The following is a 17,402-nucleotide window of genomic DNA, read 5'->3' as shown; positions in this document are numbered from 1 at the left end:
CCGTCAGTGCGACGGCGGCTCGCTGACCGCGCGGGCGGCCAGGACGCCGCGCCGGGCGCCGATCAGCACGAACACCAGCAGCACGCCCGCCCCGGCCAGCACCGGGACCGCCAGCAGCCCTTCCGGATCGGACGGCACGACGAACACGACGAGGGCGGCGACGATCGCCGCCCAGCCGCCGGTCTCGGTGGCCCGCCGGGCTGCCCGGTGCGCCGCCAGCCAGGCGTCGTCGCTGGCCAGGGTCGCCGAGGTGCGGATGCCGGCCCAGTAGTTGCGCCGCAGCCGCCCGGACGCCGCCGCCCGGGCCATCCAGACGATCGCCGCGCCCGACGCGGCGATGATGACCGCCAGCAGCAGCCGGACCCCCACCAACTCCATACCGTGGATTCTCCCGGACGACGAGTTGGCGGCGCGCGCCCGGTGGCGTGCCGGGCGCGGGTGACGGAGCACTCGGTGCACGGGCATCGACGCGCGGCGCATCGTGCGCTATGAAGTGGTGTCATGAGCTGCTGTGATCCACGCGGCTGCGACCGCATGTTCACGTCCGGGTTCGCCCGCCACGCCGCGCGGCGCTACCGCAAGCGCGGCCTCGACCGCACGGCGGCGCGGATGGTCGCGTTCCTGCAGCAGCGCGGCATCGAGGGCGCGACGGTGCTGGAGATCGGCGGCGGGGTCGGCGAGATCCAGGTCGAGCTGCTGCGCCGCGGCGCAGCGTCCGCCGTCGGCCTCGAGCTGTCGCCGTCCTACCGTGACGAGGCCGCCCGGCTGCTCGCGGACGCGGGGCTGACCGGGCGCGCGCAGTACCGCGTCCACGACATCGCCGCCGACCCCGGCGGCGTGCCCGGCGCCGACGTCGTCGTGCTGCACCGGGTGGTGTGCTGCTACCCGGACTACGAGCGGCTGCTCGCGGCGGTGGCCGACCACGCGGGCCGGCTGGTGGTGTTCAGCCACCCGCCGCGCAACCTGGCCGGACGGGTCTTCGTCGGGGTGACGAACCTGGTGATGCGGCTGCGGCGGGAACAGTACCGCGCGTTCGTCCACCCGCCACGGGCCATGCTCGACGTGCTGAGGGAGCGGGGGCTGCGGCCGTCGTACGCGCATCGCGGGCTCACCTGGCAGATCACCGGCCTGGAGCGGGGCGATCCGGCCTGACCGACGCCCGGAGGACCCAGTCGGCGGCGTAGGCGTGCGGCCCGGGCTGGCCTGCTGGCGCGGGGTTACGCGACCGCGTCGGCGCAGGCCATGGCCGCACCGGGAGCGGTCTCGCCATGGGTGTGTTCCAGGTGGGCCTCGCCCCAGGCCCGGACGTGCTCGACGACTGGCAGAACGGTCTTTCCGTACGGGGTCAGCCGATAGATGACCGGAGCCGGGACGGGCCCCGTCTCGTCCCGCTCGACGAGGCCGTCGGCTTCGAGTTCGCGCAGCTGCTCGGCCAGCACCTTCGGCGTGATGGGCGCGCCCCGGCGGCGCAGGCCGGCGAAGTGGCACTCGCCGTGAGCAAGCCAGTACAACAAGGTCAGCTTCCATTTCCCGCCGATGGCGGCGAACGCCGCGGCCATCGGGCAGCCGGGGATGGGGTTGGGGCGCGACGGCGAGGGGTTACCTGAAGGTGCCTTCTTGTTCATGGACATGCTTCGCTCCGATATTCGCGTCATGAACATTCACACGAAGACGACCATGCCACAGAGGCGAGTCCTGATCGCGTGCCTGTCGCTCCTCGCGTTGACCGCGGGCGCGGCGCCGGGCGAGGCCGCGCCGATTCCGTCAACGGCTGAGGCCGCTGTGGCGGACGGGCAACGGAGCTTCGACTGGGAGATCGGCACCTGGCGCTCGCAGGTACGGGTACTCGCCGAGCCGCTCTCGGAGTCCCCGGACGAGTGGCTCAGCTTCGAGGGCACGAGCGTTGTTCGTCCGCTGATGGACCGGCGGGCGAACGTCGTCGAGTTCGACGTCGAGGGGCCGGCCGGGCGGATCGAGGCCCTCAACCTGCGGCTCTACGAGCCCCAGTCCGATCGCTGGAGCCTGACCTTCGCCAACCTGCGCGACGGGCTGCTCGCGCCGGCCGTGTACGGCGGGTTCCACGATGGAGTGGGCGAGTTCTACGGCGACGATCAGCTCGATGGACGCCCGATCAAGGTGCGTTTCCGCATCGTCCGGCAGGGACCGGACAAGGCGCGGTTCGAGCAGGCGTTCTCCGACGACGGCGGGGCGACCTGGGAGACGAACTGGATCGTCGTGGACCGGCGCAGCTGACACTCGTCCGGACATGCCAAGAGGCCCGCGAGCGGGCCTCTTGCGCTGGTGTGGTGGGCGATACTGGGATTGAACCAGTGACCTCTTCCGTGTCAGGGAAGCGCTCTCCCGCTGAGCTAATCGCCCGGGATTTCCTACCGAGGTGGAGACGGGATTTGAACCCGTGTAGACGGCTTTGCAGGCCGTTGCCTCGCCTCTCGGCCACTCCACCGTGATGAGGGCCATAAGCCCCGCTCCGAGCGGACGACGGGACTCGAACCCGCGACCCTCACCTTGGCAAGGTGATGCGCTACCAACTGCGCTACGTCCGCACTGCATCGGGCCGGTTTCCCGGAACCGCGGTGCGGGTGAAACATTAGCCCATCGATGCCGCCGCCGCCAAACGCGGTAGCGTCGCGTGTTGTGGACGGGCCCTTCAGACCCCTGGCGCACCTCGGCGGGAAGCTGGCCACGGGGCTGGCGGAGGTGTCGTCCGATCTGCGGGTCCTCGACGGGGCCGGGCGGTGGGCCGTGGTCGTCACGTTCGAGGGCGACGTCGTCTGCGCCCGGTTCGACCACTGGGAGGACGCGCCGCTGCCGCCGGCCGGGCGGCGCTGGAACGGGCCCGCGGCAGCCGCCTGGACGTCGTCGCTGGACCGCGACGGCTACCTCGGCGCCGTGCGTGACGTGCGGGAACGCATCGCGGCGGGGACGGTGTACCAGGTCAACGTGTGCCGGGTGCTCGAGGCGCCGCTGCCGGACGGGACGGATGATCTTCTGCCGCTGGCGAACATCCTGAGCGACCGGCACGACGCCCCGTTCGCGGGCACCGTCCTGCTGCCGGACCTGCAGGTCGTGACGGCGTCCCCGGAGCTGTTCCTGCGCCGCCGCGGCGACCACGTGGCGTCCTCGCCGATCAAGGGAACCGGACGGACCGCCGCCGACCTCACCGCCAAGGACGGCGCCGAGAACGTCATGATCGTCGACCTCGTCCGCAACGACCTGTCCCGCGTCTGCGTCACCGGCAGCATCGCCGTCGACGAGCTGCTCAGCGTCGAGAAGCACCCCGGCCTGGTGCACCTGGTGTCGACGGTCAGCGGGCGGCTGCTGCCCGGCGCCGGGTGGGCGGAGTTGTTCGCCGCGACGTTCCCGCCCGGGTCGGTGTCCGGTGCGCCGAAGTCGACGGCGCTGCGGGCGATCGCCGACCTCGAGCCGACGCCGCGCGGCCCGTACTGCGGCGCCGTCGGCTGGGTCGATGCCGGGACGGGGGAGGGCGAGCTGGCGGTCGGCATCCGGACGTTCTGGGCGCAGGACGGCGTGCTGCGGTTCGGGACCGGCGCCGGCATCACGTGGGGCTCCGACCCGGACCGGGAGTGGGCCGAGACGGAGCTGAAGGCGGAGCGCCTCGTAGGCTTGGCCTCGTGCTGACTTGGGTGAACGGTGAGCTGCTGAACGAGTCCGAGGCGACTGTCAGCGTGTTCGATCACGGTCTCACGGTGGGCGACGGCGTCTTCGAGACCGTGAAGGTCGTCGGCGGCGTGTCGTTCGCGCTGGGCCGCCACCTCGCCCGGCTGGGCCGCTCCGCCGCCGGGCTGGGGCTGCCGGCGCCCGACCCCGTCGAGGTCGCCAAGGCGTGCGAGCAGGTCGCGGCGCAGGCCACCGGCGACGCCGTCCACCGGCTGCGCATCACCTACACCGGCGGTTTCGGGCCGCTCGGCTCGCAGCGTGGGGACGCCGGCCCGACGCTCGTCGTCGCGCTGGCGCCGGCCGCGCCGCAGCCCGACGTCGCGACGGTGGCGGTGGTGCCGTGGCCGCGCAACGAGCGCGGCGCGCTGGCCGGGCTGAAGACCACGTCGTACGCCGAGAACGTCATCGCGCTCGACCGCGCGGCAGCGGCCGGGGCCAGCGAGGCGCTGTGCGCCGACACCCGCGGGCGGCTCTGCGAGGGCACCGGCAGCAACGTGTTCGTCGTCGTCGGCGGCCGGTTGCTGACGCCGTCGACCGCGACGGGGTGCCTCGCCGGTGTCACCCGCGACCTCGTCATCGAGTGGTGCGACGCAGCCGAGGCCGACCTCGACCTCGGCGTCCTCGACACCGCCGACGAGATCTTCCTCACGTCGACGACGCGCGACGTGCAGGCCGTGTCGGCCGTCGTCTGGGACGACGGGCGGCGGCGCGAGCTGCCCGCCCCCGGCCCCGTCACGGCTCGGGCGGCGGCGACGTTCGCCTCGCGGGCGGGTGCCGACCCGGAGCCGTGAGCCCGTGACCTGCTCCACTCCCCAACGCTCGGCGAGGTCACAAACCCGGGAGCTGTCTCGTCGAGGGTCTGACCGCCTCGACCAGGGAGTGGACCTTGAACGTCGCGTTGTGGATCTCCGCCGGGGTGCTGGCCGTCGTGTGCGTGGTCAGCAGCGCCAAGATGGTCGTGCCCCGGGAGAAGATGGCCGCGACGGGGACGGCCGCCCGGTGGGTCATGGTGCGGTGACCATGCGGCTGCGCCGGGGCGAAAGGGTAACGATCATCGGGGACCTGGTCTACCTCGCGCTGGCCGCCTTCGTCGCCGTGGGCCGCTTCGGTCCCGAGTCGTTCACCGGCTGAACAGTCAGCAGGTTGCAAGGCATCGCCGGGCGACGGGGTCAGCGAGGATCGCCACGTTGTCCGTCCGCTGCTCGACGCTCCCTCGACCACGCGGCAGCGCGCGGACCGCTGGACTGGCGACACCGTCCAACAACGATGCGGCGACGTTCTCGTTCGGCATCAGGTAGGGACGATCCCAGAACGGGACGGTTGCGGGCCCCGGCGCGGGTAGTCCAGCGGCACGTTGCGCTTCGAGCAGCCGGTCGAGGACCTCGCGCAGGGCACCTTGACGCGCCCGCCAGTCCGATGCCTCCAGCACGGCCGTCAACCGTGGCTGCACGCCGGCCGCACTCTTCAGCTCGCCGAAGAGCGTTCCACGCCACTTCGAGTACGGCGCCCATCGCCGCTCGAGGAGGAACGCGAGGTGGACGAGCACATCGACGAGGCGCGCTGCGATCACCCGCGATCCGAGGTCGTCGCCGCGTTCTCCGGCGCGACTCATCAGCGGCAACTCCTGCTCGACACGGAGCCAGTCGCACGCGACGACGTATCGCCAGAGATCGTCGGGATACCACTCCAGCAGGCGGTGGACGGCGCCGATCTCGCCGGTCGTGTCGGCGAACACCGGTCCGCCGGTCACCTCGAGCACAGCCTGGCCGGTCAGCGACAGCCAGTCGGTGTCGTTCATCCCCTGTCCCGGGTCGAATCCGAGCCGTGCTGTCGTGAAGCCTGAAACGGAGTCGACCTCGATGTGATGTACCTCGCGCGACTGGCCCGTGAACGCGAAACGCGTCGGCAGGCCCAGGAAGGTGTCGGGAAGCGCTCCGTCGAGGAAGGATCGGACCTCGTCGGTCATCGCCGCGTCGACGAAGAGACTCAGCCGCAGGCCCCAGTCATGGTCGCGCGAGGTCTCATCGTCGAGGCCGAGGACGTCTGAACCCTGGCCGAGCCGGCCCGCCGCATGCGGGAAGGCGGGCCACCGTGACGCGAGCAACGGCCACACGAGCTGCTCATAGTAGGCCCGCGCCAGTTCGCGTCCGTCAGGTCCTCGATCGGTCCCCATCACCGCATTCTCCCGCAGCAGCGGTGCGCCCGAGTGCCACGCGCCAGCCCAGCGCCTACTAGCCCGACAACGACGAAAGCCCTCCGAAGAGGGCTCCTGAGCTGCGGCGATACGTGGTGGGCGATACTGGGATCGAACCAGTGACCTCTTCGGTGTGAACGAAGCGCTCTCCCGCTGAGCTAATCGCCCGGGCGCGACCAGAACCATACCGCACCCCCGGGCCGCGACGGAAACGACGCCCGAGTTTCGCGTTGCGCGATGTCCGGAATGGGCTGACACTACTGGCCATGAGCGCGTCGACCATCTCGTACCCCCTGGCCCTGCGCCTGCTCGACGAAGGCGACGGCGAGCGGTACATCCAGGCGGAGTTGCGCTACTGCGCCACCGACCCGCTGGCGGTCACAGCGGTGTTCGACACGACGGCACGCGAGCCGGTGCCGTGGGTGTTCGCCCGCGATCTGCTCAGCGCCGGGCTCGACGAGCCGAGCGGGCGGGGCGACATCAACGTCTGGCCCGCCATGGACCCGCACGGCACGCCGACGGTGCGGCTGCGGCTGCGCTCACCCGACGGCGACGCGGTGCTGGAGGCGCCGGCGACGGCGGTCGAGGACTTCCTGGTCCAGACGTGGGCACTGGTGCCGACGGGGATCGAGGGACGGCTGCTCAGCATCGACGCCGTCCTGGACTCCCTGCTGGACCGTACCTGACCGCTCCACGTGTCGCTCGCCTGTTGTGCCCCGCGCAACGGTGGATTACGGTCGTCACCACTTGAGACCCCGGTATCCGAGGTAAGGGCAGGCACGTGACCTTCAGCCACGACGTCGAACACTCGCTCGAGGTTGTCGTCGATCTGGTGAACTCCGACCCCGCCGCGGGCGGCAGCGAAGGGCTGCCCGACGTCGGCTCGCTGCGGTCGTTCATCGATCTGTACAAGATCAGCGAGCTGCCCACCATCACCGAGACCGACCTGCGCGCCGTCCGCGCGCTGCGGTCACAGCTGCGTTCGATCTTCGAGGCCGACGACACCGCCGAGGCCGCCGAGCTGGTGAACGGGATGCTCGAGGGCTCGCGCGTATGCCCGCGGCTGACGAACCACGACGGCTACGACTGGCACACCCACTACTTCGCCCCCGGCGCGGCGCCGGCCGAGCACCTGCTCATCGACGCGGGCATGGCGCTGTCGTTCGTCGTGGTCGCGGGCGAGCAGGAGCGGCTGCAGGTCTGCTCGGCGCCCGACTGCGGACGCGTCCTGGTCGACCTCTCGCGCAACCGCTCGAAGCGCTACTGCGACAGCCGCACCTGCGGCAACCGCCTGCACGTCGCGGCGTACCGCGAGCGGCAGCGCGCCGCCGCCGTCTGAGCCGCGCCGCACCGGCGCCGCGGGTCTGAGGACCCCACGCGGCCGCCCCTCAGGGAGCCTCGGCGGCATCCGCCTGCGCCGCGGACGCCTCATCCGGCTGCTCGTCCGGCTCGGTACAGTGCGGCCAACCGACCGAGAAGGGGTGGGCATGATCCGGAAGGTACTCGTCGCCAATCGCGGCGAGATCGCGATCCGTGCGTTCCGTGCCGCGTACGAGCTGGGCGTGCGCACCGTCGCGGTGTTCCCGCACGAGGACCGCAACTCGCTGCACCGGCTGAAGGCCGACGAAGCGTACGAGATCGGCGAGCCGGGTCACCCGGTGCGGGCGTACCTGTCGGTGAGCGAGATCGTGCGGGCGGCGACGGAGTCCGGTGCCGACGCGGTGTACCCGGGCTACGGGTTCCTCTCCGAGAACGCCGGCCTGGCGCAGGCGTGCGCCGACGCGGGCATCACGTTCATCGGCCCGCCCGCCGAACTGCTCCGGCTGACGGGGAACAAGGCGCACGCGGTGGCGGCGGCCCGCGAGGCGGGCGTCCCGGTCCTGCGCTCGTCGGCGCCGTCGCCGGACCGCGACGAGCTGCTGGCGGCCGCGCAGGAGATCGGGTTCCCGCTGTTCGTCAAGGCGGTCGCCGGCGGCGGTGGCCGGGGCATGCGCCAGGTGGGCGACGCCGCGCAGCTGCCCGAGGCGCTGGACACCGCGGCCCGCGAGGCCGCGGCGGCGTTCGGCGACCGCACCCTCTTCCTCGAGCAGGCCGTGGTGAGCCCGCGGCACATCGAGGTGCAGATCCTCGCCGACGGGCAGGGCGACGTCATCCACCTGTTCGAGCGCGACTGCTCGGTGCAGCGGCGGCACCAGAAGGTGGTCGAGCTGGCGCCGGCGCCGAACCTCGACCCCGCCGTGCGGGACCAGATCTGCGCCGACGCCGTCCGGTTCGCCCGGCACATCGGCTACCGCAACGCCGGGACGGTGGAGTTCCTGCTCGATCCCGCGGGCCGGCACGTGTTCATCGAGATGAATCCGCGCATCCAGGTCGAGCACACGGTGACCGAGGAGGTCACCGACGTCGACCTGGTGCAGGCCCAGTTCCGTATCGCCGCGGGGGAGCGGCTGGCCGACCTCGGCCTCGCGCAGGACACCATCACCGTGCGGGGCGCGGCGCTGCAGTGCCGCATCACCACCGAGGACCCCTCCGACGGGTTCCAGCCCGACACCGGCACCATCAGCGCGTACCGCTCGCCGGGCGGCTCGGGCATCCGGCTCGACGGCGGCACCACCCACGCCGGCAGCGAGATCAGCCCGCACTTCGACTCGATGCTGGTGAAGCTGACCTGCCGCGGCCGCGACTTCGACGCCGCCGTGGCCCGCGCGCGCCGGGCGCTGGCCGAGTTCCGCATCCGCGGCGTCCGCACCAACATCCCGTTCCTGCAGGCCGTGCTCGACGATCCCGACTTCCGCGCCGGCGGGGTGACGACGTCGTTCATCGACGAGCATCCGCACCTGCTGGCCGGCCGGGTGTCGGCCGACCGCGGCACCCGGCTGCTCAGCTACCTCGCCGACGTCACCGTGAACCGGCCGCACGGCGAGCCGCCGCTCATCGCCGAGCCCGCCGCCAAGCTGCCCGCGGTCCCGAGCGGCCCGCCGCCGGACGGCTCCAAGCAGCGGCTGGACCAGCTGGGCCCGGACGGGTTCGCCGCCTGGCTGCGCTCGTCGCCGTCGCTGCAGGTCACCGACACCACGTTCCGCGACGCGCACCAGTCGCTGCTGGCCACCCGGGTCCGGACGAAGGACCTGGTCGCGGCGGCGCCCGTGGTCGCACACACCGTGCCGAAGCTGCTCTCGCTGGAGTGCTGGGGCGGCGCCACCTACGACGTCGCGCTGCGGTTCCTGGCCGAGGACCCGTGGGAGCGGCTGGCGGCGCTGCGCCGGGCGGTGCCGAACATCTGCCTGCAGATGCTGCTGCGCGGCCGCAACACCGTCGGCTACACGCCGTACCCGGTCGACGTCACGACGGCGTTCGTGCAGGAGGCCGCCGCCACCGGGGTGGACATCTTCCGGATCTTCGACGCGCTGAACAACGTCGAGCCGATGCGCCCGGCCATCGACGCGGTCCGCGAGACCGGGACGGCGGTCGCCGAGGTCGCGATGTGTTACACGGCCGACCTCAGCGACCCCGGCGAGACGCAGTACACGCTCGACTACTACCTGCGCCTGGCCGAGCAGATCGTCGCCGCCGGGGCGCACGTGCTGGCGATCAAGGACATGGCCGGGCTGCTCCGCCCGCCCGCCGCCGCCCGGCTGGTGACGGCCCTGCGCCGCGAGTTCGAGCTGCCGGTCCACCTGCACACCCACGACACCGCCGGCGGGCAGCTGGCCACGTACCTCGCCGCCGCCGAGGCCGGGGTCGACGCCGTCGACGGCGCCGTCGCGTCCATGGCCGGCACGACGTCGCAGCCCTCGCTGTCGGCGATCGTCGCCGCGACCGAGGCCTCCGACCGCCCGACGGAGCTGGACCTGCGCGCCGTCAGCGACCTCGAACCGTACTGGCAGGGCGTCCGCGCGCTGTACGCCCCGTTCGAGTCCGGCCTGGGCGCGCCCACGGGCCGCGTCTACCTCCACGAGATCCCCGGCGGGCAGCTGTCCAACCTGCGCACGCAGGCAGTCGCCCTCGGCCTGGGCGACCGGTTCGAGGCGATCGAGGGCATGTACGCCGCCGCCGACCGCATGCTCGGCCGCCTGGTCAAGGTGACGCCGTCGTCGAAGGTGGTCGGCGACCTCGCGCTGCACCTGGTCGGCGCGGGCGTGTCGCCCGAGGACTTCGCCGCGTCGCCCGACGCGTACGACATCCCCGACTCCGTCATCCGGTTCCTGCACGGCGAGCTCGGCGACCCGCCCGGCGGCTGGCCCGAGCCGTTCCGCACCAAGGCGCTGGCCGGCCGCCCGTACACCCCGGTCTCCGCCGAGCTGTCCGACGACGACCGCGCCGGGCTGGCCGGCGACCGGCGCGACACCCTGAACCGGCTGCTGTTCCCCGTCCCGGCGCGCGAGCACCAGGCGCACCGCGACGCCTACGGCGACACCAGCGTGCTGGCGACCCGCGAGTTCTTCTACGGCCTGCGCGCCAACCAGGAGTACCCCGTCGACCTCGAGCCCGGGGTGCGGCTGCTGATCGAGCTGCAGGCCATCGGCGAGGCCGACGAGCGCGGCGTGCGGACCGTCATGGCCACGCTCAACGGCCAGCTCCGCCCGCTGCAGATCCGGGACCGGTCGATCGTCTCGGACCACACCCCGGCCGAGAAGGCCGACCCGGCGAACCCGCGCCACGTCGCGGCGCCCTTCGCCGGTGTCGTCACCCTCACGGTCGCCGTGGGCGACGTCGTCGAGGCCGGCGGCACCGTCGCCACCATCGAGGCGATGAAGATGGAGGCGGCCATCACCGCGGGCCAGGCGGGCACCGTTCGCCGGCTGGCCGTCAGCGCCGTCCGGCGGGTCGAGGCGGGTGACCTCATCCTGGAGCTCACCTGAGCTGACACACCGACCGGCGCGCCGCTGGCCGGCGTCGATTCGGGTATCCGGCTCTGGGGCCGGCCGGAGATCTCTGGCCGGCCGGGGTCTGAGGACGGGGTGCGGCTCCTGGTCCGCTCGGTCGGGCCGGGCTTCTCGTTGGCTGGCCGGCCGTGCGCCCGGGTCCGCACGTTGGCCGTGGTCCGCACGTTGGTCGTCCCCCTGGCGCCCATTTTCTCAGCCGCGTGACCGCGCCTCAAGTTCGCCCAAGGGGGTCGCTTCGCGACGACAGCGGCGTACTTGACCCGCGGTCCCGCGGCCAAAGAACGGGCAGCTATCAGGGGGACGGCCCACGTGGCCATGACGGCCAACCGCCGCACGACGGCGAACCGTCCACTCACTGTGTGAGATCGCTGCGTCGAGTGGGGCGGATCACTGTTCCCCTGACAACAGCGACGCCACCCGGCAAACACAGTGATCTCACCCAGCGGCGCCCGCCCGAGGGGGCACAGTCGTCGCGCCGGGCCGGCGACGAGGTGCCGCCACCGGCTTCAAACTCGGTTCGAGTGTCGGAGTTTCGGAGACCAAGCGAAGCTAGCCGGCCGAGATCAGGTGCAGGACGCGTTCGGTGAGTTCGACCTCGTACGGAAGGCTCCGCAGCTGGTCGGCGGTGACGATGACGCCGCGGTCCCGAGCCAACTCGGCCAGCCAGTCCCACGGGTGGTCCTCTCCGCTCTCGTCCTCGTCGGGAAGGACGACGTTCAGGACGTCCCGCGTGAGGGATTCCTCCGTGTATGACTCCCGGACCGGGAACGGGGAGCTCCAGCCGGTCGTGAACCCGAGGTCGCCGCGCAGAACGACCCGTCGTGAGCCCTCGACCTCGACGAACTCGGTCACGGTGAAGCTCACGCTGCGGCCGTCGTCCGAGGTCTGGTGCAGGTCGCAGGTGGCGCCGAGGGCGACCGGCCGGTGTGTCATCAGGACTCCAGGGGTGGACGAGAGAGCTCCATTCTGCGGGCCGGGCGCCGAAACACGACAGCCGGTGTCGTGATTTGGTAGAACGTCCTTGTGCGCGCCGACCGGTTGGTGTCGCTGGTGCTGCTGCTGCGCCAGCGCGGCCGGCTGTCCGCGGCCACGCTGGCCCGCGAGCTGGAGGTGTCCACCCGCACCGTCCTGCGCGACATCGAGGCGCTGTCGGCGGCCGGGGTGCCGGTGTACGCCGAACGCGGCCGGCACGGTGGCTTCGCGCTGCTGCCGGGGTTCCGGACCGAGCTCACCGGGCTGAACCACGACGAGGCGCTGGCGCTGCTGGTCGCCGGGCTGGGGCGGGGCGAGCAGGTGTTCGGGCTCGGCTCGGCGCTCGCGTCGGCCATGCGCAAGGTGGTCGACGCGCTGCCGGAGGGGTCTCAGGCGACGGCGAGCGATGCGGCCCGGCGGATGCTGATCGAGCCGGAGACGGACCTGCTGGCGCGCCGGACGGTCGTCGAGGAGGTGCCCGGGGCCGTGGCGGCCGAGGTGCGGCGGGCGGTGTTCGCCGGGCACAAGCTGCGCATCCACTACGCGGCCGCGGGCCGGGCCCCGGAGTGGCGGACGGTGGACCCGATCGGGCTGGTGACCGTCCGCGACCGCGGGTATCTGCTGGCGACGAGGTCGGGCGCGGACCGCACCTACCGGCTGTCGCGGGTGCTGGCGGCCGAGGAGCTGCCCGAACCGGCGGAGCGTCCGGACCAGGTCGACCTCGACCGGATCTGGCGGGACCGCAGCACGCGGTTCCGGGCCGGCGGCGACCAGATCGCCGTCCTGCTGCGAGTGAAACCGTCACGACGGGAGGAACTGGCCGGCACCGCTCTGGCCGTCCGGTCGGAAGCGGCCGACGCGGACGGCTGGCTGCGGATGGACGTGACGTTCCAGGACGCGCGGCACGCCGTTTGGGCGCTGTGGCAGCTCGCGGCGGACGCCGAGGCGCTGGCGCCGCCGTCGCTGCGCACCGCGTTGCGCGACCGCGCCCTGGCGATCGCCGCCCGCTACGACGCGCCGACCACGGAGAGCAGCCGCAGCTTGTCGTAGCTCTCGCTGCCCGGGACGGCGGTGTAGACGAGCAGGCGGTGCGACTGGTCCGGATCGAGCAGCGTCTGGCAGTTCAGCTCCAGCAGGCCGACCTCGGGGTGGACGAAGCGCTTGACCTCGCTCGGGCGGACGCCGATCTCGTGCTCGTCCCAGCGAGCCCGGAACTCGTCGCTCCGCGCGAGCAGGAGATCGGCGAGGTGCGCCGCCCTGGACTCGGGGCCGCGCAGCGTGACGATGCCGCGCAGGCCGGAGGCGAACGCCCGGGAGAGCGGATCGTGGTCGCCGGGCGCGTAGCGGTCGCGGGTGGCGGGGTCGGTGAACCAGCGGTAGCCGAAGCTGCGGGCCGGCCCGGTGTACCGGGTCGCGTCGCCGGTGAGGGCGACGCCGAGCGGGGTCTGGCGCAGCGTCTCGGCCAGCTCGGTGATGATCTCCGCGGGGGTGTCGGCGAGGCGGTCGAGGGTGCGGAGCAGGCCGGGGCTGATGTGGTCGCTGGCCGAGCCCCGGACCGGCGGGTGGTGCCCGGCGAGCCGGAACAGGTGGTCGCGCTCGTCGAGGGAGAGGTGCAGGCCCTGCGCGATGGAGGCCATCATCTGCTCGGACGGGTGCGGGCCGCGCTCGCGCTCGAGCCGGGCGTAGTAGTCGGCCGACATGTGGCAGAGGGCGGCCACCTCCTCACGTCGCAGCCCGCTGGTCCGGCGGCGCCGTCCCCGCGGGAGGCCGACGTCCTCGGGCTGCAGCGCCTCGCGGCGGCTGCGGAGGAACGCCGCCAGTCCGGCCCGGTCGATCAGCATGCGACCTTTCTACCGCCCGCGCGACGCGGTAACCACGGATCGTCAGGCCGTGGATGCGATCGCGGCGGGCCCGCAGCATGAAGGGGACACCGACGAAGGAGACCCGCTCATGGCGCGCACGATCGACCTCGCGATTCCCGACCAGACCGGCCGGCTCGCCGTCGTCACCGGTGCGAGCGACGGCATCGGCCTCGTCATCGCGACCCGGCTGGCCCGGGCCGGTGCGGAGGTGATCATGCCGGTGCGCGACGCGGCGAAGGGCGAGCGGGCCGCCGGGCGCATCCGCGAGCTCGTGCCGGGCGCGAACGTCAGCACGCGGGCGCTCGACCTGTCGTCACTGGACTCGGTGACGGCGCTCGTGGACCGGCTCGTGGGGGAGGGCCGTCCGATCAACCTGTTGATCAACAACGCCGGTGTCATGACGCCGCCCAGCCGGCAGGTCACGGCCGACGGGTTCGAGCTGCAGTTCGGCACCAATCACCTCGGGCACTTCGCGCTCACGCTGGGGCTGCTGCCGCTGCTGCGGCCGGGCCGCGCCCGCGTCACGCACCAGACGAGCATCGCGGCCCGGAGCGGCGCGATCAACTGGGCCGACCTCAACTGGGAGCGCGACTACGACGTCCGCAGGGCCTACGGCCAGTCGAAGATCGCCGTCGGCCTGTTCGCCCGCGAGCTCGACCAGCGCAGTGCCGCCGCCGGGTGGGGCATCAGCAGCAACCTGTCCCATCCCGGGGTCTCGCCGACGAACCTGCTCGCCGCGCAGCCCGGCCTGGGACGGCGGCGCGACACCGGCTCGGTCCGCCTGATCCGGGTGCTGTCGCGGCTGGGCCTGGCCGGCACCGTCGAGAGCGCGGCGCTGCCGGCGCTGCTGGCCGCGACCGGGCCCGGCGCGCGGGGGAGCGAGTTCTACGGCCCCGGCGGGCGAAGCCACCTCAGCGGTGCGCCGGCGCGGCGGGACCTGTGGCCGCCGCTGCGTGACCTGGACGACGCCAGCCGGCTGTGGGACGTGTCCGAGGCCCTGGTCGGCGCGCGGTTCACCGTCTGAGCCGCGCCTCGACGCGCAGTGCCGCCTGCGTAGAGTTCAGGGTATGGGCGACGACGTGGCACGACGTGAGGACGGGGCGGGGTCGCTGGCGCTGGAACGGGTCTCCGACGCCGACCGCGAGCGGGCCGCCGAGTTCGTCCAGGCGGCCCTCGGCGACGGGCGCATCGGCCTCGACGAGATCGACGAGCGGCTCGGCGCGGTCCTGGCCGCACGCACCCGCGGCGACCTCGAGGCGGCGCTGGTGCACCTGCCCGGCGCCGACGCCGTCCTGACCACGGCCGGGTCCGTCGCGCCGGCGCCGAGGCCGGCCGGCGAGCCCGCGACGATCAACGGGACGCACGCCAGGATGCAGCGCACCGGCCGGTGGGAGGTGCCGGCCCACCTCGTCGTCACCCTGGTGCACTCGTCGCTCGTGCTCGACCTGACCGAGGCGGCCCTGCCCGGGCCGGAGCTGCGGGTCGACGCCGACCTCACGCACAGCCGGCTCCGGCTGATCGTCCCGGACGACATCCGGGTCGAGGCCACGGACCTGGAGGAGCACGGGTCGAAGGTCCGCGTCGAACCGGCCCACAGCGCCACCCCGCCCCGCGCCGTCGTCCGCGTGACCGGCCGGCTGCAGTGGAGCCGGGTCGCGGCCGTCGCGCCCGGACGGCGCCGCCGCCGGGAGCTGCGCCGGTCCTGACGCCGGGTCACAGCACGGCGGCGAGCTTGTCCAGCGTCTGCTCCAGTCCGAGCCGCGACAGCCGCACGGTGCCGGCCGTCCCGTAGCCGCGCTCGGTGACGGTGAGCCGCGTCCGGCCGGCCTCCGGGTCGAGCGTCAGCTCGTGCGGCACGCCGCCGGCGGGGATGTCGGCGGGCAGCCCGAGCGACGACGGCGGCACCGGCCGGCCGGCCGCGTCGCAGAAGCGCAGGACGTACTCGAGCCGCCGCGGCCGCTCGACCAGTCCGTACGTCCAGGTGTTGTACAGCTCGACGCCGTCGGGGGAGCGCATGGCCACCAGTGAGGCGCCGCCCGGGCGGACGTCCATGCGCGCGACCGGCGCGGTGAAGCCGTCCGGTCCCCACCAGCGCATGACCAGGCCGGGCTCGGTCAGGGCGGCCCACACCCGGGCGGGTGGCGCGTCGTACGTGCGGATCACGGTGAGGTCCATCAGTGCGGCGCCCCGATCAGCTCGTCGAGCAGGTCGTGCGACTCGCGGATGCCCGTCTCCATGCCGGTCGGGATCCAGCCGTCGCGGTCGGCCACCGACTGGAACAGCGCGACGTTGACGTAGCGGGTGCCGCCGTCGCCGTCCGGCTCGAACGTGTCGGTGACGAGCTGCAGGTGTCCCGGCCCGCCCATCTCGAACTGCAGCGTCGACACGATCAGCGAGCCGGGGACGACGTCGTGATAGACGCCGCGGAACGCATACGGCGTCACGGGGCCCTCGCGGTGCCGGGTGACGAACCGCCAGCTGCCGCCGAGCCGCACGTCCATCTCCTCGACGGTGGTGTCGAACCGGCGCGAGCCCCACCAGCGCGGGATCAGCGCCGGGTCGGTCATCGCCGTGAAGACGGTGTCGGGCGGCGCGGCGAAACCCCTGGTGACGACGATGTCCTGGCGTCCAGGCTCGAAGAGCACCTCAGTCGTGCGTGGCATCGTCCTGCCTCCCTTGGATCCGGTCGATCTCCTGCTCGAGGCGGCCCAGGGAGTCCTCCCAGACCGCGCGGTACTGCTCGATCCAGCCGCTCGCGCGCTCCAGTGGCGCGGCCTCCAGCCGGCAGGGACGCCACTGGCCCTGCCGGGTGCGGCTGATCAGCCCGGCCCGTTCCAGCACCTTGAGGTGCTTGGAGACCGCCTGGGCGCTGATGTCGAACGGCCGGCCGAGCTCGGTCACGGGCGCCGGTCCCTCGGCCAGCCGGGCGAGGATGGCCCGCCGGGTCGGGTCGGCGAGCGCCCCGAAGACCGGGCTCAGGCCGTCGTCGTCCATCCGTCCTCCGATATGCAACCACATGGTTGATAAGCCGATTGGTTGAGTATCGATCCCCGCAGCCGCGGTGTCAACCGGCCGACCTTGTCGGTGGCGGCGGCGATGATGGTCCGACCGACCTCGCGACACCGGGAGCCGCTCATGCAGCACGACACCTCGTCCATCCAGACGTTCTGGAACACGGCCGCCGCCGAGTTCGACGCCGAGGCCGACCACGGGCTCCGCGACCCGGCGACGCGGGCGGCGTGGGCGCGCCGGCTGGCGTCCTGGGCGCCGTCCACGCCGGGCGACGCGCTCGACGCCGGGTGCGGCACGGGGTCGCTGTCGCTGCTGCTGGCGGAGCTGGGGCATCGGGTCACCGGGGTCGACCTCGCGCCGGCCATGGTGCGGCTGGCCGAGGCGAAGCTGTCCGCGGCCGGGCTGCCCGGCCGGTTCCTGGCCGGCGACGCGGGCCGGCCGCCGCTGGGTGACGAGTCGTTCGACGTCGTGCTCGCCCGGCACGTCGTGTGGACGCTGCCCGACCCGGCCGCGGCGCTGCGCGACTGGACCGGGCGGCTGCGCGCGGGCGGCACGCTGATCCTCGTCGAGGGGCGGTGGGCGGCGGGCCCCGTCACCCCGTACGTCGACGGCGCCGGGCGGCTGCCCTGGGACGGCGGCGTGCGCGCGGCCGACCTCGTCGACGCCGTCCGGCCGCTGGTCACGGAGCTGCGGGTCGAGGACCTCTCCGGCGAGCCGGAGCTGTGGGGCCGCGCCGTCGACGACGAGCGGTACGCGCTGGTCGCGACGGTCTGAGGC

Annotated in this window: 20 protein-coding genes and 4 tRNA genes; 12 read left to right on the top strand and 12 right to left on the bottom strand. The window is 73.2% G+C overall.

From position 1 onward, the window contains the following. Positions 1–3: 3 nt before the first annotated feature. On the bottom strand, positions 4–378 hold the full coding sequence (locus ACW62_RS03780; RefSeq protein ID WP_053202750.1) for an SdpI family protein: 375 nt from the start codon (positions 376–378) through the stop codon (positions 4–6). Positions 379–501: 123 nt separating this feature from the next. On the opposite strand from ACW62_RS03780, the gene ACW62_RS03775 reads away from it, so the two are divergent. Next, positions 502–1,152: a class I SAM-dependent methyltransferase gene (locus ACW62_RS03775; protein WP_053202749.1), complete on the top strand. Its 651-nt coding sequence runs from the start codon at positions 502–504 to the stop codon at positions 1,150–1,152. Positions 1,153–1,217: 65 nt separating this feature from the next. Here the strand turns inward: ACW62_RS03775 and ACW62_RS03770 are convergent, their stop codons facing one another. Next, positions 1,218–1,559 (bottom strand): winged helix-turn-helix transcriptional regulator, encoded by a 342-nt coding sequence (locus tag ACW62_RS03770; RefSeq protein WP_053202748.1) that lies wholly within the window; start codon positions 1,557–1,559, stop codon positions 1,218–1,220. A 118-nt stretch (positions 1,560–1,677) separates the two neighbouring features. Here ACW62_RS03770 and ACW62_RS03765 point away from each other — a divergent pair, with 118 nt between their 5' ends. Further along, complete coding sequence (locus tag ACW62_RS03765) at positions 1,678–2,253, top strand: hypothetical protein (protein ID WP_053203112.1); 576 nt, start codon at positions 1,678–1,680, stop codon at positions 2,251–2,253. A 51-nt stretch (positions 2,254–2,304) separates the two neighbouring features. Here ACW62_RS03765 and ACW62_RS03760 read toward each other — a convergent pair. From ACW62_RS03760 to ACW62_RS03750, 3 genes are all read right to left on the bottom strand, one after another. Continuing rightward, a tRNA-Val gene (locus ACW62_RS03760) sits at positions 2,305–2,379 on the bottom strand. A gap of 14 nt (positions 2,380–2,393) precedes the next feature. After that, positions 2,394–2,464: transfer RNA gene (locus ACW62_RS03755), tRNA-Cys, on the bottom strand. Positions 2,465–2,491: 27 nt separating this feature from the next. After that, positions 2,492–2,564, bottom strand: a tRNA-Gly gene (locus ACW62_RS03750). Positions 2,565–2,619: 55 nt separating this feature from the next. Here ACW62_RS03750 and ACW62_RS03745 point away from each other — a divergent pair. The 3 genes from ACW62_RS03745 to ACW62_RS36120 all read left to right on the top strand — a co-directional run bounded on the left by ACW62_RS03745 (position 2,620) and on the right by ACW62_RS36120 (position 4,717). After that, positions 2,620–3,660 carry a chorismate-binding protein gene (locus tag ACW62_RS03745; RefSeq protein ID WP_053202747.1) on the top strand — a complete coding sequence of 347 codons (1,041 nt, stop codon included), beginning with the start codon at positions 2,620–2,622 and terminating at the stop codon, positions 3,658–3,660. Beyond that, on the top strand, positions 3,654–4,490 hold the full coding sequence (locus ACW62_RS03740; RefSeq protein WP_053202746.1) for an aminotransferase class IV: 837 nt from the start codon (positions 3,654–3,656) through the stop codon (positions 4,488–4,490). The genes ACW62_RS03745 and ACW62_RS03740 overlap by 7 nt, the downstream gene beginning before the upstream one ends. Positions 4,491–4,585: 95 nt before the next feature. Beyond that, entirely contained in the window at positions 4,586–4,717 is a 132-nt protein-coding gene (locus ACW62_RS36120; protein WP_276202927.1) for a hypothetical protein, read from the top strand. A gap of 117 nt (positions 4,718–4,834) precedes the next feature. Here the strand turns inward: ACW62_RS36120 and ACW62_RS03730 are convergent, their stop codons facing one another. Next, positions 4,835–5,872 carry a DUF4037 domain-containing protein gene (locus ACW62_RS03730; protein ID WP_053202744.1) on the bottom strand — a complete coding sequence of 346 codons (1,038 nt, stop codon included), beginning with the start codon at positions 5,870–5,872 and terminating at the stop codon, positions 4,835–4,837. Between the two features lie 114 nt (positions 5,873–5,986). Next, positions 5,987–6,061, bottom strand: a tRNA-Val gene (locus ACW62_RS03725). Positions 6,062–6,159: 98 nt separating this feature from the next. Between ACW62_RS03725 and ACW62_RS03720 the strand changes: the two genes are divergently transcribed. From ACW62_RS03720 to ACW62_RS03710, 3 genes are all read left to right on the top strand, one after another. After that, positions 6,160–6,579, top strand: a complete 420-nt coding sequence (locus tag ACW62_RS03720) for an SsgA family sporulation/cell division regulator (RefSeq protein ID WP_053202743.1) — start codon at positions 6,160–6,162, stop codon at positions 6,577–6,579. Positions 6,580–6,674: 95 nt separating this feature from the next. After that, positions 6,675–7,232 carry a CGNR zinc finger domain-containing protein gene (locus tag ACW62_RS03715; RefSeq protein ID WP_053202742.1) on the top strand — a complete coding sequence of 186 codons (558 nt, stop codon included), beginning with the start codon at positions 6,675–6,677 and terminating at the stop codon, positions 7,230–7,232. A gap of 148 nt (positions 7,233–7,380) precedes the next feature. Beyond that, positions 7,381–10,755: a pyruvate carboxylase gene (locus ACW62_RS03710; RefSeq protein WP_053203111.1), complete on the top strand. Its 3,375-nt coding sequence runs from the start codon at positions 7,381–7,383 to the stop codon at positions 10,753–10,755. A 573-nt stretch (positions 10,756–11,328) separates the two neighbouring features. On the opposite strand, the gene ACW62_RS03705 is transcribed toward ACW62_RS03710, so the two are convergent. Beyond that, the gene (locus ACW62_RS03705; protein ID WP_053202741.1) at positions 11,329–11,712 is read right to left on the bottom strand and encodes a hypothetical protein; all 384 of its coding nucleotides are present in this window, start codon (positions 11,710–11,712) and stop codon (positions 11,329–11,331) included. Positions 11,713–11,802: 90 nt separating this feature from the next. Here ACW62_RS03705 and ACW62_RS03700 point away from each other — a divergent pair, with 90 nt between their 5' ends. After that, entirely contained in the window at positions 11,803–12,801 is a 999-nt protein-coding gene (locus ACW62_RS03700; protein ID WP_053202740.1) for a helix-turn-helix transcriptional regulator, read from the top strand. Here ACW62_RS03700 and ACW62_RS03695 read toward each other — a convergent pair. Next, a complete protein-coding gene (locus ACW62_RS03695; protein WP_240477225.1) occupies positions 12,759–13,592 on the bottom strand; it encodes a helix-turn-helix transcriptional regulator in 834 nt (277 codons plus the stop codon). The genes ACW62_RS03700 and ACW62_RS03695 overlap by 43 nt on opposite strands. 109 nt (positions 13,593–13,701) lie before the next feature. Between ACW62_RS03695 and ACW62_RS03690 the strand changes: the two genes are divergently transcribed. Together ACW62_RS03690 and ACW62_RS03685 are read left to right on the top strand one after the other, a co-directional pair. Next, a complete protein-coding gene (locus tag ACW62_RS03690; RefSeq protein WP_053202739.1) occupies positions 13,702–14,637 on the top strand; it encodes an SDR family oxidoreductase in 936 nt (311 codons plus the stop codon). A 43-nt stretch (positions 14,638–14,680) separates the two neighbouring features. Further along, positions 14,681–15,319, top strand: a complete 639-nt coding sequence (locus tag ACW62_RS03685; protein ID WP_053202738.1) for a DUF1707 SHOCT-like domain-containing protein — start codon at positions 14,681–14,683, stop codon at positions 15,317–15,319. 7 nt (positions 15,320–15,326) lie between these two features. Here ACW62_RS03685 and ACW62_RS03680 read toward each other — a convergent pair whose 3' ends face one another. From ACW62_RS03680 to ACW62_RS03670, 3 genes are read right to left on the bottom strand one after another with little or no spacing between them, the layout of a single operon-like run. Then, entirely contained in the window at positions 15,327–15,788 is a 462-nt protein-coding gene (locus tag ACW62_RS03680; RefSeq protein ID WP_053202737.1) for an SRPBCC family protein, read from the bottom strand. Then, on the bottom strand, positions 15,788–16,276 hold the full coding sequence (locus tag ACW62_RS03675; protein WP_053202736.1) for an SRPBCC domain-containing protein: 489 nt from the start codon (positions 16,274–16,276) through the stop codon (positions 15,788–15,790). The genes ACW62_RS03680 and ACW62_RS03675 overlap by 1 nt, the downstream gene beginning before the upstream one ends. Beyond that, on the bottom strand, positions 16,260–16,607 hold the full coding sequence (locus ACW62_RS03670) for an ArsR/SmtB family transcription factor (RefSeq protein ID WP_053202735.1): 348 nt from the start codon (positions 16,605–16,607) through the stop codon (positions 16,260–16,262). Before ACW62_RS03670 ends, ACW62_RS03675 begins: the two co-directional genes overlap by 17 nt. Positions 16,608–16,748: 141 nt before the next feature. Here ACW62_RS03670 and ACW62_RS03665 point away from each other — a divergent pair, with 141 nt between their 5' ends. After that, positions 16,749–17,399 (top strand): class I SAM-dependent methyltransferase, encoded by a 651-nt coding sequence (locus tag ACW62_RS03665; protein ID WP_053203109.1) that lies wholly within the window; start codon positions 16,749–16,751, stop codon positions 17,397–17,399. Positions 17,400–17,402: the final 3 nt, after the last annotated feature.

The sequence above is a fragment of the Jiangella muralis genome (assembly GCF_001270745.1).
Lineage (GTDB): Bacteria > Actinomycetota > Actinomycetes > Jiangellales > Jiangellaceae > Jiangella > Jiangella muralis.
This window is presented reverse-complemented; position numbering and strand designations above follow the sequence as displayed.

Excerpts from the sequence above, each read along its gene's own strand:
- ACW62_RS03730 (WP_053202744.1), bottom strand. The coding sequence starts at position 5,872 with ATGGGGACCGATCGAGGACCTGACGGACGCGAACTGGCGCGGGCCTAC.
- ACW62_RS03665 (WP_053203109.1), top strand. The coding sequence starts at position 16,749 with ATGCAGCACGACACCTCGTCCATCCAGACGTTCTGGAACACGGCCGCC.
- ACW62_RS03765 (WP_053203112.1), top strand. The coding sequence starts at position 1,678 with ATGCCACAGAGGCGAGTCCTGATCGCGTGCCTGTCGCTCCTCGCGTTG.
- ACW62_RS03745 (WP_053202747.1), top strand. The coding sequence starts at position 2,620 with ATGCCGCCGCCGCCAAACGCGGTAGCGTCGCGTGTTGTGGACGGGCCC.
- ACW62_RS03680 (WP_053202737.1), bottom strand. The coding sequence starts at position 15,788 with ATGGACCTCACCGTGATCCGCACGTACGACGCGCCACCCGCCCGGGTG.
- ACW62_RS03675 (WP_053202736.1), bottom strand. The coding sequence starts at position 16,276 with ATGCCACGCACGACTGAGGTGCTCTTCGAGCCTGGACGCCAGGACATC.
- ACW62_RS03770 (WP_053202748.1), bottom strand. The coding sequence starts at position 1,559 with ATGGCCGCGGCGTTCGCCGCCATCGGCGGGAAATGGAAGCTGACCTTG.
- ACW62_RS03775 (WP_053202749.1), top strand. The coding sequence starts at position 502 with ATGAGCTGCTGTGATCCACGCGGCTGCGACCGCATGTTCACGTCCGGG.
- ACW62_RS03705 (WP_053202741.1), bottom strand. The coding sequence starts at position 11,712 with ATGACACACCGGCCGGTCGCCCTCGGCGCCACCTGCGACCTGCACCAG.
- ACW62_RS03695 (WP_240477225.1), bottom strand. The coding sequence starts at position 13,592 with ATGCTGATCGACCGGGCCGGACTGGCGGCGTTCCTCCGCAGCCGCCGC.
- ACW62_RS03670 (WP_053202735.1), bottom strand. The coding sequence starts at position 16,607 with ATGGACGACGACGGCCTGAGCCCGGTCTTCGGGGCGCTCGCCGACCCG.
- ACW62_RS03710 (WP_053203111.1), top strand. The coding sequence starts at position 7,381 with ATGATCCGGAAGGTACTCGTCGCCAATCGCGGCGAGATCGCGATCCGT.
- ACW62_RS03690 (WP_053202739.1), top strand. The coding sequence starts at position 13,702 with ATGGCGCGCACGATCGACCTCGCGATTCCCGACCAGACCGGCCGGCTC.
- ACW62_RS03780 (WP_053202750.1), bottom strand. The coding sequence starts at position 378 with ATGGAGTTGGTGGGGGTCCGGCTGCTGCTGGCGGTCATCATCGCCGCG.
- ACW62_RS03720 (WP_053202743.1), top strand. The coding sequence starts at position 6,160 with ATGAGCGCGTCGACCATCTCGTACCCCCTGGCCCTGCGCCTGCTCGAC.
- ACW62_RS03685 (WP_053202738.1), top strand. The coding sequence starts at position 14,681 with ATGGGCGACGACGTGGCACGACGTGAGGACGGGGCGGGGTCGCTGGCG.